The sequence below is a fragment of the Enterococcus crotali genome (genome assembly GCF_000633635.1).
Taxonomy (GTDB): Bacteria; Bacillota; Bacilli; order Lactobacillales; family Enterococcaceae; genus Enterococcus_L; species Enterococcus_L crotali.
Map to the genome: position 1 here is coordinate 14,246 of NZ_AYPQ01000003.1, position 16,625 is coordinate 30,870.

General features: G+C 37.2%; 13 protein-coding genes and 2 pseudogenes. 7 read left to right on the forward strand and 8 right to left on the reverse strand.

The window, feature by feature from the left end; genetic code table 11:
* Positions 1–85: 85 nt before the first annotated feature.
* Positions 86–1,449, forward strand: a pseudogene (locus V192_RS19730) (MATE family efflux transporter).
* Positions 1,450–1,491: 42 nt separating this feature from the next.
* Here the strand turns inward: V192_RS19730 and V192_RS0108415 are convergent.
* Entirely contained in the window at positions 1,492–1,998 is a 507-nt protein-coding gene (locus V192_RS0108415; RefSeq protein WP_025870792.1) for an HD domain-containing protein, read from the reverse strand.
* Positions 1,999–2,399: 401 nt separating this feature from the next.
* Between V192_RS0108415 and V192_RS0108420 the strand changes: the two genes are divergently transcribed.
* Entirely contained in the window at positions 2,400–4,121 is a 1,722-nt protein-coding gene (locus V192_RS0108420; protein ID WP_025870794.1) for a MucBP domain-containing protein, read from the forward strand.
* Positions 4,122–4,147: 26 nt separating this feature from the next.
* Positions 4,148–4,333, forward strand: a complete 186-nt coding sequence (locus V192_RS21205) for a MucBP domain-containing protein (RefSeq protein WP_420834556.1) — start codon at positions 4,148–4,150, stop codon at positions 4,331–4,333.
* 227 nt (positions 4,334–4,560) lie between these two features.
* Here the strand turns inward: V192_RS21205 and V192_RS0108430 are convergent, their stop codons facing one another.
* Complete coding sequence (locus tag V192_RS0108430) at positions 4,561–5,520, reverse strand: aromatic acid exporter family protein (protein ID WP_025870797.1); 960 nt, start codon at positions 5,518–5,520, stop codon at positions 4,561–4,563.
* A 116-nt stretch (positions 5,521–5,636) separates the two neighbouring features.
* Here V192_RS0108430 and V192_RS0108435 point away from each other — a divergent pair, with 116 nt between their 5' ends.
* Positions 5,637–6,245 (forward strand): FUSC family protein, encoded by a 609-nt coding sequence (locus V192_RS0108435; protein WP_025870799.1) that lies wholly within the window; start codon positions 5,637–5,639, stop codon positions 6,243–6,245.
* 130 nt (positions 6,246–6,375) lie between these two features.
* On the opposite strand, the pseudogene V192_RS19735 reads toward V192_RS0108435, so the two are convergent.
* From V192_RS19735 to V192_RS0108455, 4 genes and pseudogenes are all read right to left on the reverse strand, one after another.
* Positions 6,376–7,853, reverse strand: a pseudogene (locus tag V192_RS19735) (flotillin family protein).
* Positions 7,854–7,873: 20 nt separating this feature from the next.
* Positions 7,874–8,398 carry an NfeD family membrane protein gene (locus V192_RS0108445; protein WP_025870800.1) on the reverse strand — a complete coding sequence of 175 codons (525 nt, stop codon included), beginning with the start codon at positions 8,396–8,398 and terminating at the stop codon, positions 7,874–7,876.
* Between the two features lie 218 nt (positions 8,399–8,616).
* Complete coding sequence (locus V192_RS0108450; protein WP_051581941.1) at positions 8,617–12,045, reverse strand: FtsX-like permease family protein; 3,429 nt, start codon at positions 12,043–12,045, stop codon at positions 8,617–8,619.
* 6 nt (positions 12,046–12,051) lie between these two features.
* Positions 12,052–12,753, reverse strand: a complete 702-nt coding sequence (locus V192_RS0108455) for an ABC transporter ATP-binding protein (RefSeq protein ID WP_025870802.1) — start codon at positions 12,751–12,753, stop codon at positions 12,052–12,054.
* A 163-nt stretch (positions 12,754–12,916) separates the two neighbouring features.
* Between V192_RS0108455 and V192_RS0108460 the strand changes: the two genes are divergently transcribed.
* Together V192_RS0108460 and V192_RS0108465 are read left to right on the forward strand one after the other, a co-directional pair.
* Positions 12,917–13,588 (forward strand): DNA/RNA non-specific endonuclease, encoded by a 672-nt coding sequence (locus tag V192_RS0108460; RefSeq protein ID WP_025870803.1) that lies wholly within the window; start codon positions 12,917–12,919, stop codon positions 13,586–13,588.
* Positions 13,589–13,671: 83 nt separating this feature from the next.
* Positions 13,672–14,058, forward strand: coding sequence for a hypothetical protein (locus V192_RS0108465; RefSeq protein ID WP_025870804.1), 387 nt, complete (start codon positions 13,672–13,674; stop codon positions 14,056–14,058).
* Positions 14,059–14,102: 44 nt separating this feature from the next.
* On the opposite strand, the gene nagA is transcribed toward V192_RS0108465, so the two are convergent.
* Together nagA and V192_RS0108475 are read right to left on the reverse strand one after the other, a co-directional pair.
* Entirely contained in the window at positions 14,103–15,251 is a 1,149-nt protein-coding gene (gene nagA, locus V192_RS0108470; RefSeq protein ID WP_025870805.1) for an N-acetylglucosamine-6-phosphate deacetylase, read from the reverse strand.
* A gap of 104 nt (positions 15,252–15,355) precedes the next feature.
* Complete coding sequence (locus V192_RS0108475) at positions 15,356–16,183, reverse strand: helix-turn-helix domain-containing protein (protein ID WP_025870807.1); 828 nt, start codon at positions 16,181–16,183, stop codon at positions 15,356–15,358.
* Positions 16,184–16,371: 188 nt separating this feature from the next.
* On the opposite strand from V192_RS0108475, the gene V192_RS21635 reads away from it, so the two are divergent.
* Positions 16,372–16,548 carry a hypothetical protein gene (locus V192_RS21635; RefSeq protein WP_086346745.1) on the forward strand — a complete coding sequence of 59 codons (177 nt, stop codon included), beginning with the start codon at positions 16,372–16,374 and terminating at the stop codon, positions 16,546–16,548.
* Positions 16,549–16,625 lie beyond the last annotated feature (77 nt).

Genomic DNA, 16,625 nt, shown 5'->3' on the forward strand with positions numbered 1-16,625 from the left:
TCTATCAGATTTGACTGTTATTTTCATTAGAGTTGTAGAGATCATTTTCCTCAATTTGTTCTCTCAGAATGAAAGGATGTTTTTATTGAAAGAATTAACACATGGCAATCCAGCAAAATTGATTTTCTTCTTTACGATTCCTTTATTGATCGGCAACATTTTTCAACAGTTCTATAATATGGCAGATATGATTATTGTTGGTCAAACGCTTGGGAAAGATGCTCTAGCAGCAGTTGGTTCGACCGGTAGTATTACTTTTTTGATCATTGGTTTTGCGCAAGGTTTAACTGCGGGGCTGTCCATCCTAACGTCACAACGCTTTGGCGGACAAGACTATCGCGGTGTGAAAAAAGCTTCGCTACTGGAATCATGATCAGTACTATTGTAACGATTGTCTTGACTGTTTTAAGCTTGATCTTTGTTCGTCCAATGTTGCAGCTCATGCAGACGCCTAAAGAAATCATCGATGATGCGCAAACTTTTATCTCTATTATTTTTGTAGGAATCTTCGCTGCAATGGCCTTTAATCTACTTTCAAATGTAATTCGGGCTTTAGGTGACAGTCGAACACCTCTGTTATTTTTGATCATCGCCAGTATCATCAATGTCGTGCTCGACTTAGTTTTGATCATCAATTTCCATATGGGGGTTGCTGGTGCTGGGATTGCAACGGTTACCGCCCAACTAGTGTCTAGTCTTTTATGCGTAATTTACATTCGTTGGAAAATCCCTAATCTACAGTTGCGGAAAAAAGACTTTTCGATTGATAAGCATGAATTTCGCGCTCATTTGAATATTGCTTTACCGATGGCCTTTCAATCATCGATTATTGCAATCGGTGCGATCATTTTACAGGCGGCTTTAAACAGTTTGGGAACAGACGTTGTAGCAGCTCAGGCTGCTTCTGGTAAGATCGAACAATTTGCGACGCAGCCAATGATGTCTTTTGGTATTGCAATGGCAACCTTTACTGCTCAAAACTATGGTGCGAAAAAATATAAACGGATTTTACAAGGTGTTAATCAGTGTCTATTGATGAGTATTGGTTTTAGCCTGTTAGCTGGTGGTATTGTGATTTTGTTTGGTCAAAATCTTGTGATGCTATTTGTTAGCGGAAAAGAAACAGAGGTGCTCAGTCTTTCTCAAATTTATTTTAATGTCAACGGCAGTATGTATTGGCTATTAGCAATCTTATTCATCCTCCGCTACACGCTGCAAGGGTTAGGTCAAAGCGTCATCCCAACCTTAGCTGGAATCATGGAGCTGATTATGCGCTCATTTGCTGCCATTATTTTAACCGCGTCCTTAGGGTTTGTTGGTGCAGCTCTCGCTTCACCACTCGCTTGGGCAGGTTCTGTACTCGTCTTACTTGCTTCTTACTTCAAAGCAATGAAACACTTGAAAAGATTAGATCAAAAGCAAACCTACGAAGCCCAATCACTGAAATAGTCAAAAAAACGACCGATTCTCAAAAGAAAATCAGTCGTTTTTTTATTGTAAAGATTCTTTTCTACCAAAATACTGGCGCCATTTGGCTTTTACAGAGTTCGTCATTGGCTCAGAGGCTTCTTTAACTGCACAATATTTATCTACCATTGTAACAATATAGCTTTCTTTGTATTTTGGTGGAGCGATCGTTGCTCCCCACATATGTTTGATGATGATATCACGTTCTAAATCTGAAAGCTCTGTTAGCTTCTCAGCATTTTTTACAGCGATTCGAGGATGCATATACGCATGGGACCCTTCATCAAACTTTGTTGTACGCCAATCATAATAGAATAAATCATGCAATAGCCCAGCACGAGCTGTTGCTCTGGCATCACCATTCCATTTTTTAGCTAGTTTATAACTATGGTATGAAACGCTGATTGAATGATCTAAACGAGTTGAGTGAACATGCTGCGTGTAATTACCTAAACGCTGTACTTCTTCAGTTTCCAACAAATCTTCCACATAAGACATATATTCTTGATCTTCACGCCATTTTTCAGTCATTAATTCTGGTTCCACCTTTTTAGAGATTTAAAGTTTCTATTTATTCTAATTTAAGAAAAAGTCTTTTTTTAACTTGATGAAAGTATAGCACCTAGCATTTCTAATTACTAGGATTTTTGAATTCCGTAACTAAACTTTAATATTTGCTTTACATTTAGATTCGCAAAGTTTCAAAGATCTTATTTCATTATATATATATTCATTAAATAAATAATAAATAGTATTTAATTCCCTTCAATTACCACCTTTTTTTAAGGCGAATAGAAATGATAAAATAACAAGCGTTCAAAAGCAATAAATTAGCATTTCTCTGACATTTATGAGAATATATAATAAACAAATAAGTAAATTCAAATTTATTTAATCGTTTTGTAATCATAAATAAAAAGGAGGCGTTTATTGTGAAAAGAACCTTTAACCTATTTGTGCTGACTCTTCTTTTATTTGGACAACTCAACTTTGTAACCGCTTACTCAACTGATGATCCCCCTGCTTCTCAAACAGACCTCTCCCTTCAATCAGATACTGTTGCTTTAGCAAATATAGCCACTGGTACTTGGGGTACAAGCGCTTGGTATCTCACAACTGATGGAATATTACACATTGGAGCTGGACAATTAGCCAATACCATCAATCAAGATAGCCCATGGATAAATTGGGGAAATATGATTTTTGAAATTATTTTTGATGGTCCTGTCATTGCCCCCACAAATTCCGAAGCATTATTTTCAAATTTTGTGAATTTGACTTCGATTCAAAACATTGGCTATTTGGATACTAGCAATGTCACAACAATGAGAAGGATGTTCTATCAGAATAATTCTATTCAATCGCTTGACTTGTCGTCTTTTAATATGAGCAATGTCACAAATACTGAATTTATGTTTGGCTATACAAACGCATTAACAAGTTTAAACACCACTGGTTGGAATACTGGAAATATTACTAGTATGGAGTATATGTTTTATTATACCGCTCTGCCTCAGTTAGATCTTTCGCACTGGGATACTAGCAAAGTAATCAGTATGAGAGAGATGTTTAGTAACGCACAATCACTTCAATCATTAAATGTCGCTACATGGAACACTAGTAACGTATCTATGATGTCTAGTATGTTTGCAAATGATGTTTCACTTGAATCTCTTGACTTATCAGGATGGTCGACTTCTCCTTCAACAAATATCGTTGCGATTTTCAACAATACAGTTTCAATGTGGAAACTCACATTACCCAACACATTTGACAATTTGCTGATTTCAGTTATTCCTGAGGTGCCGACTAATAGTATTTATACTGGAAAATGGCAATCAGTTGGAACTGGTACACCGCTAATTCCAAATGGACAGCATATGCTGACGTCAGATGAATTAGCCAACACATTTAATGGTCTTACTATGGCTGAAACGTACGTATGGCAGCCTAATACAAGAGGAACTGTCATTGCCCAATATCTAGATAGTGACGGGAATGAGCTTTCTCCACCAGAGACGTTTAATGGTGACCTGCGTGCCGCTTATATTACACAGCAAAAAGTTATTGCTGGCTATACGTTGAAAGAAATCGTTGGTCAACCTACTGGGCTTTATTCAACAGAAACGATCGTCGTAACATATGTCTATGTCAAAGATGCGGCACCCATCATAGATGGCACTGTACTCACACAATATCTGGATGATGAAGGCAATGAAATCGCGCCTTCCAATTCAACTAATGGCCCTGCCGGATCAGACTACTTAACAGAACAACTTACTATCGATGGCTATACCTTTAAAGAGGTCGTCGGTAATCCCAGCGGACAATATACGGACACCACTATTACTGTTAAATACATCTATTACAAAAATCAACTCCCCGTTAAAGATGCTACAATTATTGTCGAGTATGTCGATGTGAACGGTAATGAACTTACATCTTCACTCACACTAAACGGAGCAGTTGGTACAAACTATACTACAGAACAAAAAGAGATAGATGGCTATACGTTTAAAAATGTTGAGGGTGACGTAAGTGGAACCTTCACTGATTTACCTATTACCATCAGATATATCTACACAAAAAATACAGCTCCTTTAATGAAAGGAACAGTCGTTACACAATATTTCGATGATCAAGGAATCAACTGATTGCCCCAAATACAGTAAGTGGAACTATTGGTTCTGATTACAAAACTGAGCAGAAGAAATTAGATGGATACACTTTTAAAGAAGTCCATGGAAATCCAACAGGTCGGTTTACCGATAAAACAATTACAGTTAAATATATTTATACTAAAAATGGTCAAACAACGAAACTTAGTACCATCAATCAAAATCCAAAAAACAGTTACTTAGTCTAACGCAAAGTGAGTTACCGAAAATGAATGAGATTCAGGATAGCTTGTTTTTCCTATTCGGTATGGGCTTCATACTTAGCGTAGCCTTCTATTTTATGAATAAGAAGAGCTTGAATGATCTTTAGTAGTAATCTGTAAAGCAATAAAAAGACTGAGAAAGTGATTGTGTAGTGACCCCAAAAATCTAACTTTTTGGGGTCAGCTCAATTGATTCTCGGTCTTTTTATTGCTTATTTTTCATTTTGATGTTTTGCAAATTCAGCTTTGATTTCTATAAAGGATTGAAATACCTGTAAAAACTGAAATAATTGTGCTCGATTTTCAAATTCTTCTCTTGTTTTTGGCAATTCTTTTTGGCGATAAGCTTCGTATACCTGATCGATGCGATCTAAGATTTCTTGTCCGTCGTTATTTTCCGCAAATGTTTCAGCAGTATAAAGCAATAGTTCTTGAATATTTCCTACTTGCTCAGGTTCAACTGTGATTTTTTCGAGAATCCTTAACATGTCTTTTAGATTATTGCTTTGGAGACGTCTCATTGTAAAATATTCAATGTAATAATGATTGGAAGAAATCAGTTGATTCTCTGCATGATTTTTTGCCCAATTTTCGCCCGTTCGTATAAAAGCTTTTAAGTCATTACATTTTTCAAATAAGTCTCGTTCTTTAACATGTTGGTTCAGATAAGCCGCCATATTATTCAAGATTTTTCGGAACATGGTTTCGATGACTTCTTGGTCTTCTTTTAAGCGTTTCTCAGTATCTGGCATATAGAGATTCATCAACAAAGCAAAACCAACACCGATCGTCATCAATAAAAACTCATTACCGATAATCGTCCAAGATAGGTCTTGTTCAACTAAATACTGCGTCACCAAAACGGAACTAACTACGATCCCGTCTGATAGCTTAAAATAAACTGCTCCTGGAATAAATAAGAGCAAATAGACCCCAAAGGCAAATGAATTAAATCCTAAAATAGAGAAACACAGGTAAGCAATAGCTGTAGCTAATGCTAAGGAAAGGAGTCTGTAAAGCCCTGTTAATAAAGAGGTTTTTTTTGTATTCGTAACACTCAATACCGAGATAATCCCAGCAGATGCTGGATATAATAGACCTAAACTTCCTGCAACGATCATCGATAACGTCGCACTTACAGCCGTTTTGATCGTTCGTAATCCAATTTTCATTTGACAGCTCCTCATAAATTGATTAATCTTTTGTTTTAATACTAGTAATTTTACCTCTATTTCGGTTATCATTAAATAGAAAACTGATTAAATCTTGATTATAGGAGAGAAAGCTCATGGAAGTCGGTCCTTTTCGTTTAGGCATGCGCACATTCAAAACAGCTTTAGCTGTTATGTTGTGTATTATTTTATTTAAAGTATTCGATCGGGGTGCACCGATGATTGCGGCTTTAGCTGCCGTCTTTTCATTGCGACAAGATTTAACGACCAGCCTTACTTTTGGAAAATCCAGGATTCTTGGAAATACCTTAGGCGGCGGTTTGGCAATTATCTATTTTCTAGTGAAGGATCTTTTCTCCAATGATTTCTTAGTTGAATTATTTTTACTACCCTTTTTAGTAATGGTTGTGATCGTTATTTCTGACGGGATGAATAATAATTCTGGGATCATCTCAGCAATCGCTACACTGCTACTGATTTCGTTGAGTATCCCTCAGGGAGAATCATTTTATTTTGCTTTATCACGTGTGATCGATACGTTTATCGGAACCTTTATCGGGATTGGGCTGAATTTCTTTTTCAAACCAAAACCTATTGAAGAAAAACATGAAATCGAAGAAGATTTAGCTGAACTAGCAAAGAAAGAACAAGAACTTGAAGTGCTTAAAAAGAAAGTACAAGAACGAGTTGAAACAGAAAAAAAGCAGAATGAAAGCAAAAAATAAAAAAGAGCCCAGGACAAAACTAAAAAATCAGTTTTGTTTTGGGCTCTAACTCCGGATAAACGGTGGGAGCAGAAGCAATCCTTTCTTATTTCTCGGGATTAAACACTTCTGTCCCATCCTCTCTTCTTTACTACTCTTTGTCGCTAGACGGATCTTCTCCATAGAAATTCACATTACTGTTCGTGCCTTTTTTAGAGAAGTTTTCAATCAATTCTTTCACATCTAGCCCTGTTGTTTCTTTTAATGTTTCTTGCGTTCCAGCTAATAAGTTGGTCGCATAGTTGGTAATACGGTTAGCTCCGGCATTTTCACCACCGCCACCTGTATCAACAACAGAGATTTTATCAATATTGCTAAGAGGTTGGGCCGCTTCTTTCATTAATTGTGGTAACATTTCCATTACCATACTTAAGACAGCTGCTTCACCATATTCCTTGAAGCATCGGCGATTTTTTGTTTTGCTTCGGCTTCAGCCGCACCACGAGCTAAAATAGATTCAGCTTCCGCTTGACCTGCTAAACGCGTTTGATTTGCTTCGGCTTCGGCTAATGATTCCACACGGAAACGTTCCGCTTCAGCTTCGGCCACTTCACGTGCTTTTTGCGCCAAAGCTTCTTGCTCTTTGGCATAACGATCAGCATCGGCTTTTTTCTTCACTTCTGAATCGTATTGCTTTTCACGACGAACGATTTCTTTTTCTTCTAACTCGATTTGCTTTTGACGCTCGATGACTTTAACTTCCATCTCTTGAGCGATAACTTCTTGTTGGGCTTTAGCTGTTTCCAAATTGTAGGCTTGGTCAGCTTTGGCTTTTGCGATATCTTGCGCTTCTTTATATGTTGCTAGTTTTAATTCTTTTTCTTTTGACGCTTCTGCGATTTCTGTTTGACGTTGCAATTCTGCTTGTTGTGATTCTTTTTCAGCTTCAGCTTTTTTGATACGCGTTTCTTTCCAAGCTTCAGCTTCAGCGATATCTGCATCACGTTTAACTTGAGCGATTCTTGGTTTACCTAAAGAATCCAAGTAGCCGTTTTTGTCGCGCACTTCTTTAATGGTAAATGACACGATGATCAGACCCATTTTTGCTAAATCCACACTTGCTACTTCTTGCACACTTTGGCTGAATTTATCACGATTTTGATAAATCTCTTCTACCGTCATTGAGCCTAGGATCGAACGTAGGTGGCCTTCTAATACTTCTCGTGCTTCATTTTCAAGCTCTTCACGTGTTTTACCTAAGAATTGTTCTGCAGCTGTTGCAATTTCTTCGACAGATGAACCGATTTTGATGATCGATGTTCCATCACACATCACTGGAACCCCTTGTTCTGTGTATACTTCTGGCGTTGATACATCTAGTTTACTTGATAATAAACTGATTCTGTTTGAACGTTGGAAGACGGGTAATACAAAAGCCCCGCCGCCACGAACGATTTTTATTTTATTGCCTCGTTCATCGGCATGTACATTCTTACTGCCTAAATAACTCCCACTAATGATCAACGCTTCGTCTGGTTTAGCTGTTTGATATTTTGAAATAAACACAATCAACATCATCAATAAAATAAACACAACCAGAACAATTGGTCCTAAAATCCCTAATTCCATTCTCTTCTACTCCTTCTTGTTTATAATTGTAAACTTCCTTCATAAGGAACTACATAACAGACCCGTTCTCTGATCTCGATGATCAGCACTTGTGCTCCGCGTTCGATTGTTTGCTCTTGAGGCGCATAGAAAGCAGCTGGTCGGCTGATCGAGCCTGTGACACTTTTCAACTGTATTTCCCCCATTCCACCGACTGGAATTGGTGTCACAACAGTTGCGGTGTTTCCTTCCATATCCTTTTCAGATATAGAGATGGTCGATTCTGCATTTTTCATTGGCATCAACACATAAAAATTCAGTAAAAAAACAAGAATCGAAGCAATCGCTCCGCTGACTAAAAACAACATCAGATGATTCCAGCCTAACAAGCGCTCTCCCAAATAACCAAATAATGAAGTAAAAGCCAACCATGGAATTGCTAACATAGGATCGATAGGGCCGTCAAAATCAAACACATCCCCAAAAATCACTAGCAAAACAGCAATACCCGCACAAACAATCAAGGTGTATAGATAAATCGTCTCAAGCGGAATACCTTGTATCACGTTCTCACATCCTTTCTCCTACCTAAGCATCTTAAATTTATCACTTATAAGCAACTTCCCATTCTCACTCGACGTGCTCCCGAAGATACTTATATTTTACCAATATTTTGTACAAAAGGATAGCTAATCTTGAAATATCATCCCAAGGATGTATCTGTAAAAAAATGAAACGAATCGATCTTACTGAAAAGAGGATTCGTTTCATTTATTCATTTCATTTATTCATTTGATTTTAAAGCTTCGATCATATCAACTTTTTTCAACTTCCTATGCATGAAAACCATAACCAATAAAGTAAAGAATAATGTGATCAATGCTGAATATAAATAACTTAACCAATGAATCGTTGGTGAAAACATCAGCATATCGACTTCAACTGTGGTCAATACATAACTATGAACAAGTTTTCCAAAGAAGCAGCCGAAGAAAATACCGATAAATGTTAAGATAATATTTTCCCGATACACATACATCGTTACCTCGTTGTCGTAAAATCCTAGTACTTTGATTGTGGAAAGTTCTCTGATTCGCTCTGAAATATTGATATTCGTCAAGTTGTACAAAACGATAAATGCCAGCAAACCAGAAACTGTAATCAAGACCCACACGACGATATTCAAACTGTGGATCGTATCATCTAAAGCATCACTTGAAATTGATAAGAAGGAAACATTTAAGACATTTTGATTTTCCATCAATTCTTTACCAACCGATGACTCTACTTTTTCACTTGGTGCCTTATCAAATAATAGGAATTCTGTATTGTAAACAGGTGTTTTCTTGAATACTTTTTCATAATAGGCTGGTGACATATAGGCAAAATGTCCCGTATAATTTTCAGCGATCGCACTGATTTTAAGCTTGTATTCTTGATTATCACTGTTTTTCAAAACAAGTGTGTCCCCTGTTTTATAGTGAAATAAATTGGCTAATTTCTCATTGATGATCACACCATCATCAGTCAATCGATATTTTTCACCAGATTGTCGATCATTGAATAAAATAAACGAATCGATTTCTTTAGGTGTTTCAGGAACATAGATTGAAACATCTTGTTTAGCATTGGACTCTTTCGTCGTTTTCAACGATTCTACATAAAGCGGCATGGTTGCTTTCAAATCATCAACTTTATCTAATACCGCCTGATATTTTTTTGTGTCCGTTTCAGTTGGGTCCTCTTTGAAAGTAACAACTGCTTGATAATGCCAGATTTTATTAAATTGAACTTCAACAATATCTGAAATAGAATCTTTTAAGCCAAATCCTGTAATGATCAACGCCATACATCCAGCGATTCCTAAAACCGTCATCAACATTCTTTGTTTATAACGGAATAGATTTCGCGCTGTGACCTTTTGAATGAAACTTAATCGGTTCCAAATCGGTTTTATCCGCTCCAGCCAGATTCTTTGTCCTGCTTTAGGAGCTTTAGGACGTAGCAGACTTGCTGGGGTACTAAATAAATCGATTCGTAAAACGACCATTGCAGCACCTGCTGTACATAAAACGGCAACGAGTATTCCAATCAAGCTGTAACTTAGGTACCATGGTGTAATAAAATCTGGAATATTGTATAACTGACCATAAGCGTCAAAAATAATGGTCGGGAATAGATAGTATCCGACAAACAATCCTAAAACAGCTCCGCATACGCTGGCAATTGCTGCGTACACTAAAAATTTAAAGGCAATTTCGCCATTCCGATAACCTAGAGCCTTCAAACTACCGATTTCCATCCGTTTTTCTTCAACCATACGCGTCATTGTTGTTAAACTCACTAAAGCTGCAATTAAGAAAAAGAATATTGGAAAAACTGTAGATAGCGAAGAAATTCGATCAGCATTGTCTTCATATTCTGAATATCCAGGATTATCATCTCTTGTAAAATAATAATAATCTGCTGCTTTTAAATCAGCTAATTCTTTTTGTTTCTTCTCTAATTGTTGCTTGGCATCATTCAGCTTAGGGAGTGTTTCTGTTTTATTTTTTTGAAATTCAGCCAATCCTTGATCATAGGCTGCTTGACCTTCATCAATTTTCACTTGGGCTTCATTCAGCTTTGCTTGACCATCAATTTTTGATTGTTCTAATTGCGCCTGACCTGCTGCTAATTGTTCTTTCCCAGAAGCTAATTGAGCTTCTGCTTGAGCAATTTGCGTTTCTGCTTGGGCTAGTTGTTGCTGACCTTGTGTATATTGATCAATCGACTGATTGATCGTTGTCATCGTTTGGTCCAATGTTTGCAAACCTTGTGCAATTGGTGCTTGCTGGTTAGACAAACTAGCCAACGCACCATTGATTGCGCTCATCACAACTGCAATATTCCCTCGTTCTGGTTGTGCAATCAATTGATTTACAGCAGCAGAAACATCTGCTGGCGCCCCTAACGCTTGAACACCCGCTTGAAGTTGAGGAGCGGCCTCGGCAATACTTTCTGCTAATGAATCATCGGGTACACGATCTAAAATAGCGATCGAGGCCCCTAAACTTTGATACCCATTAACCAATTGATTGAGTGATTCGCTTGATGCAGCTAAATCATTCCGTTGTTGTTGTAACCCAGGCAACGCATTTTGACCTTCGGCGACTTGGGCTGCTGCTTGCGCTAATTCATTTTGTTTTGTTGCGAGTAGATTTTTCTGTTCAGTTAGTTCATTTTCCCCGTTTGTAATTTCCGTTTGACTCACTGCAAGCTCATTTTCTGCTGCAGCTATTTGCTGTGTATAGTCAGCTTGTGCTTGCGCAAGTTCTTGCTTGCCTGATACTAATTCTTGTTCGCTCGCCTGCAACTTTGCTTCAGCATCTTTTAATGCATTCTCACCATCAGAAATTTCTTTTTGAGCTTTTTCAAAAGATGACGTTGATTCTGCGCGGATTTCTTCGACACGTTGTTCAGGTCGTTTTTTCATTCTCTGTTTTACAGATGCAACGTCGTTTTCGCGTTTCTCTTTGTACTCTGTTGAATAGCTATCCAGTTTGTTTAGACCTTTAAAGGATACTAGAATTTCAGTATAAATCGACAGATCCATATCTTCTTTAGGAACAACAGCAAAAAAATCTAATGAACCTTTGCCGATCGTCGTGTTACCTCTTGAAGTATTCTCGATGTACTCTGGCGATTGAACGAAACCGACGATTTTAAATTTTTCTTTTTTTAATACATTATCCTTGTTATCATCTTTAGAAAGAGTCAGTGTTTCACCTAATTTGTAGTGTCCTCGTAATTGGGCTAGATCATCCAAAACGATTTCCCCACTTTTTTCAGGTAAGCGACCGTTTACTATTTTATAGTCGATCAAAGGTTGTTTTTGCTTTAAATCATAGCTAACAAACTTTACCGCTACATTCCGCTCACTAATTGCTAGATCTTTCGTATATCTCGGATAAACAGTTTCTACATTTTTCGCTTGTTTGATCGCATCGATATCTTTATCAACTAAACCCAGAGTGGAAACAATCCGAGCATCTGGTAATTTTTGTTTTTGATAATAATTGGATGCCGTCTGAGTCATATCAGGACCTGTGGCCTTTAGACCAACAAACACCATAACACCCAGAAAAATAATCCCCATGATCGATATAAATCGTGTTTTCGACTGCTTGATTTCACGAAAGCTTGTTTTGAGTAAGGCTGTTTTTTTCAACACTACCACCTACCATTCTATTTCAGATACTGGTTTTGGTTCTTCATTGATCGTCATACTGCGAACCTTCGCATCATTGATACGAATTACACGGTCTGCCATTGGAGCGATCGCAGAATTATGAGTGATGATGATTACAGTTGTACCAGTATTACGCGCAGTTTCTTGTAAAATCGTTAAAATTTGCTTTCCTGTTTCATAATCCAATGCGCCCGTAGGTTCATCACATAATAATAATTTAGGGCGTTTGGCAATCGCTCTAGCAATCGTCACACGCTGTTGTTCGCCGCCAGATAATTGTGATGGAAAATTATCTAAACGCTCTCCTAAACCAACAGATTTCAATACTTCGTCTGGATTTAAGGCATCTGAAACAATTTGAGAAGCCAACTCGACGTTTTCTTTTGTTGTTAAATTAGGGACTAAATTATAAAATTGAAAAACAAAGCCCACATCATTTCTACGATAGGTCGTTAATTGTTTTTCATTAAATTTTGCAATATCAGTACCATCGATTATGATTTGTCCTTCATCACAAGAATCCATTCCACCTAAAATATTAAGCACAGTTGATTTTCCCGCACCACTTGGACCTAAGATAACTGCAACTTCTCCTTTTTCTACAGAAAAAGTAATCCCATCATTTGCAGCAATGGTCGTATCTCCCATATGATATCTTTTATATTCATTAATTACATCAATATAAGCCATGACTTTCAATCCCCTCTCAAAGGAATTTTATCATAAGACAGCCAACAAGTCCTCTAACAGCTCAAAAGCTTTTTGATTTTTTGATTTTTTTTCGTATAATAGAAGGATGACTTATAAAGAATTCTCTATAAAAGTCAGCTTTATTTAAGTTAGGAGAAAAAATATGGCAAGAAAGAAACAAAAACCGCCATTCAGTCCAGCAGTTATGTTGGTGGCCGTTTTAATTATTTTAGTTTTAGGCGTCTTTGGCGTTCAAGTTCCAGACAACATCCAAGAACTGTTTGGGATTCATACTCAACAGCAACAAACTAAGCCAAGTACAAATAAACCTGTAAGTTCTACAAATCCCGGACCTAAGGAATTAGGCGCCGCAACATTTTCAGCAGATGAACTCGCTGATAATAAAAAAGGCTGGATCGATTATCATACACTAGATTCACTTGGTCGTGCAACGGGAGCCGATGCCTTATTGAAACCTGCTATGGTCAATACTGGAACTTCTGCCAATAAAGATATTCGTCCCCCTGGTTTTATTTCTGGCTTGGAGCCGACACTTCATTCTAGAGGGCACTTGATTGGGCGCCAACTTGGTGGCTCAGGTGATGATCCTCGTAATCTGACTACACTCTATCAAACACCTGTCAATACACCTTATATGACCAAGTATGAAAACCAGGTTCGTCAAGCGTTAGACAATGGTGAAACTATTCGTTATCGCGTAACGCCTGTGTATGAAGGAACAGAATTATTATGTAAGCAAATTGACATTGAGGCAAAAGGACTTAATAAACATACAACCATTGATTTTCGTGTTACGATCTTAAACGAACGATAGATTAATAAGCAAGCAACCCTATCAAGCAATTTTTCAAATAAGATCAATAAGCTTACTCAGCTTTTAAATCAGGAGGCGTATATATGGACTTTCAAAAGCTCAAAGAAGAACTCATAGACACTGATCCCAACAGTTTTTTAACAACTGTTTTAGAAAATGAACAAGAGGAAGACAGTACGATTATTTTTAGTCGAACAGTAGAAGAACAATTCGAGCAAGCGATTCAGTACCTTGCCTCAGAAGATACGATTTCCTTAGATGATCTTTCGAGTTGGAAAAAATGTGGGTTTCTAGTCGTTGCTCAAACGATTGATGGAGATTATATCGCAGGAACAAATGGGCAAACATTTGTGATCCCTGTTTCCCTTTATAAAGAAGATATTGAACGTTATCCTCTTTCTTTACCTGACTTTTTTATCGCCTACACAGATCATACAATTGTTTCATCGATTTTACCGAAAAATCCATAAAAAACAGATTTTGGCTTTTAATTAGCCAAAATCTGTTTTTTTGTTTATGCACGGTAGCGTTCTACGCCATCAAGATACGTTGCCGCTAATTCCATATCAGGATTCAATACGATAAAGTCAGCGTCACGCCCATTTGCGATCATGCCGCATTTATCTTCTATTTTACAGCTAACAGCTGGAACTAAAGTCGCCATCATAATCGCTTGTTCTGGTGTCGCAATCTCCCAGTCAACAACATTTTTGATTGCTTCTTTTAATTTCAAGATACTACCTGCTAGATTACCCGACTCCAAGCGAGCCGTTCCGTCTTTTACGACAACAGGAAATTCGCCTAAATTATAATTTCCATCTGGCATGCCTCCTGCCATCATACAGTCAGTAATCAACGCAACATGATCATGTCCAGCTTTTTCCATCAAAATATCTGCAGCATTTGGATGTACATGGTGCCCATCACAAATCAATTCAGAGAAAACATGATTTAATGACATTAACGCACCGACCATACCAGGTTCACGATGATTTAGTCCACGCATGCCGTTATAAGCATGAACAAAAACACTCGCTCCAGCTTCCACTGCATCCGTTGCTTGTTCAAGTGTTGCATCACTATGTCCTAAGGCTACGACCACACCTTCATCTGTTACAGCTTTTACAAATTCTTTAACACCTTTACGCTCTGGAGCTAAGGCGATTTTTTTGATCAATCCGCCTGAAGCTTCTTGCCATTCATTGAATGTTGCAAGATCAGGATCACCAAAATAGCTAGGATTCTGCGCACCTTTGTGTTCTTCCGTGAAGAATGGTCCTTCAAAGTAAATTCCCTGCACTTTGGCACCCGGAACTTCTTGATATACCTCACCGATCGTTTTAGCAACATCTTTTAGACGCTCTTTGCTTGAAGTCAGGGTTGTAGGTAAAAATGAGGTAACCCCACAAGATAGTAAGCCTTCTGACATGACTTTCAAGCCTTCTGCATCACTGTCCATGACATCATGATTCATATAGCCATGAATATGAGTATCCACCAAACCAGGTGCGATCCATTTTCCTTCTTCTTTAATCACTTTAGCATTGTTAACAGGCACTTCTTTATAAAAGTCTCCAAATAAACCATCTGTAATTTCTAAATATCCCGGTCCTTTTACATCACTTTTTAAAAAGAACTTTTCTGCAAAGATAAACGTTCTCATCTTCATCCTTCTTTCTTTAATTTTCTACTCTAAACGTACTCTTAAAATCAGCTAAAGTCAAGAATGGTGTAGACCTTTTCTAAAAAATATTTACTTAACTTTCTTTAAATTTTAATCGTTTCAATACGTTGGATTTGCTCAGATAAAACCAGATATTCAGCAGCCTTCTCTGAACATCCTTTAACGACCAATAATTGACTCTTCAACTGGAATAATTCGCTTAAAAAATAATAGCTATTTCTATGTCTTGACCAAACAATGCCTTGATCGATATAGATTTGCGCTTCTTCTAATCGATTTTGATCTGTCAAAAACTTAGAATAATTATAAAAAATCTTCGTTAATTCAGCAGTAACGCGTTCGTTCGGTAATTTATGAAAATAATGAATACTTAATTTTAGATATTTCTCTGCTTCAACAATTTGCCCAATACTACTATAGGTACTACCAATACAACTGATCACTTGTATCTCAAAGTCAGATAAATTCTCTTTATTTGCCTGATAAGTGTATGACAGTCCTTTTTTCAAGTCGAGTATTGCTTGCTCATAATCACTACACAGGTAAAATTTACAACTTCCTAGATAATAATAGTAGCGCTGCCAATCTGTATCTAAATGTAATCGTTCTTCTATTTGAGTGTCTCTCATGTAATGCATGATTTTTCGATATTCTTTATGGCGAAAGTAATCAGCTATTTTTTCAAATATTTGAGTAATCAAACGTACTTCGTCTGACTTAAACTGCATGATTTGATCCATCGTGACACCTAAACGCTGACAAATTTGCTGCATCACTACGACATTGGGCAACTCTTCATTGTTTTCAATCCTACTCAAGACACTTTGTGAGCAAATATCTTCTGACAACATTTTTTGTGTTAATTTCCTATTCTTACGAATTTCTTTGATAACCGCTCCAAAAGAATCCATGCTTTCACTCCTAAGCCTATTTCAATAATCTATCACAAATAACTTTTGCTTTATCAAAAGTTCAAAATATGCGAATTCGCATTATGCATTTATTGTACTTTATTGCATAATATACTGCAAGAACATTACCTATTACTAAACCGAGACGATTGAAAATAATTTTGCTTTGCAAATAAGGGGTGTTATTCATGACACAGGAGAAACGAATTAGTTTTAGTTGGGACAAAAGTAGTTATAGTGGCTACGTTGAAAAAGAATATGAAAATGCTTATTTAGTGGTTGTTTCGGATCCAAGTCCGGACATGGAAGAAAAATATACAAATCGTATGGTAATTAGTAAAAAAGATTGTCAAGCATCAGAATAATTTCTTATGCTACATTCTTAAAATGAGAGTGACTCAAAACTTTTTCGTTTTGAGTCACTCTTTTCATTTAGCAATCC

Excerpts from the sequence above, each read along its gene's own strand:
- nagA (WP_025870805.1), bottom strand. The coding sequence starts at position 15,251 with ATGAGAACGTTTATCTTTGCAGAAAAGTTCTTTTTAAAAAGTGATGTA.
- V192_RS0108460 (WP_025870803.1), top strand. The coding sequence starts at position 12,917 with ATGGCAAGAAAGAAACAAAAACCGCCATTCAGTCCAGCAGTTATGTTG.
- V192_RS0108415 (WP_025870792.1), bottom strand. The coding sequence starts at position 1,998 with ATGACTGAAAAATGGCGTGAAGATCAAGAATATATGTCTTATGTGGAA.
- V192_RS0108430 (WP_025870797.1), bottom strand. The coding sequence starts at position 5,520 with ATGAAAATTGGATTACGAACGATCAAAACGGCTGTAAGTGCGACGTTA.
- V192_RS0108475 (WP_025870807.1), bottom strand. The coding sequence starts at position 16,183 with ATGGATTCTTTTGGAGCGGTTATCAAAGAAATTCGTAAGAATAGGAAA.
- V192_RS0108465 (WP_025870804.1), top strand. The coding sequence starts at position 13,672 with ATGGACTTTCAAAAGCTCAAAGAAGAACTCATAGACACTGATCCCAAC.
- V192_RS0108435 (WP_025870799.1), top strand. The coding sequence starts at position 5,637 with ATGGAAGTCGGTCCTTTTCGTTTAGGCATGCGCACATTCAAAACAGCT.
- V192_RS0108455 (WP_025870802.1), bottom strand. The coding sequence starts at position 12,753 with ATGGCTTATATTGATGTAATTAATGAATATAAAAGATATCATATGGGA.
- V192_RS21635 (WP_086346745.1), top strand. The coding sequence starts at position 16,372 with ATGACACAGGAGAAACGAATTAGTTTTAGTTGGGACAAAAGTAGTTAT.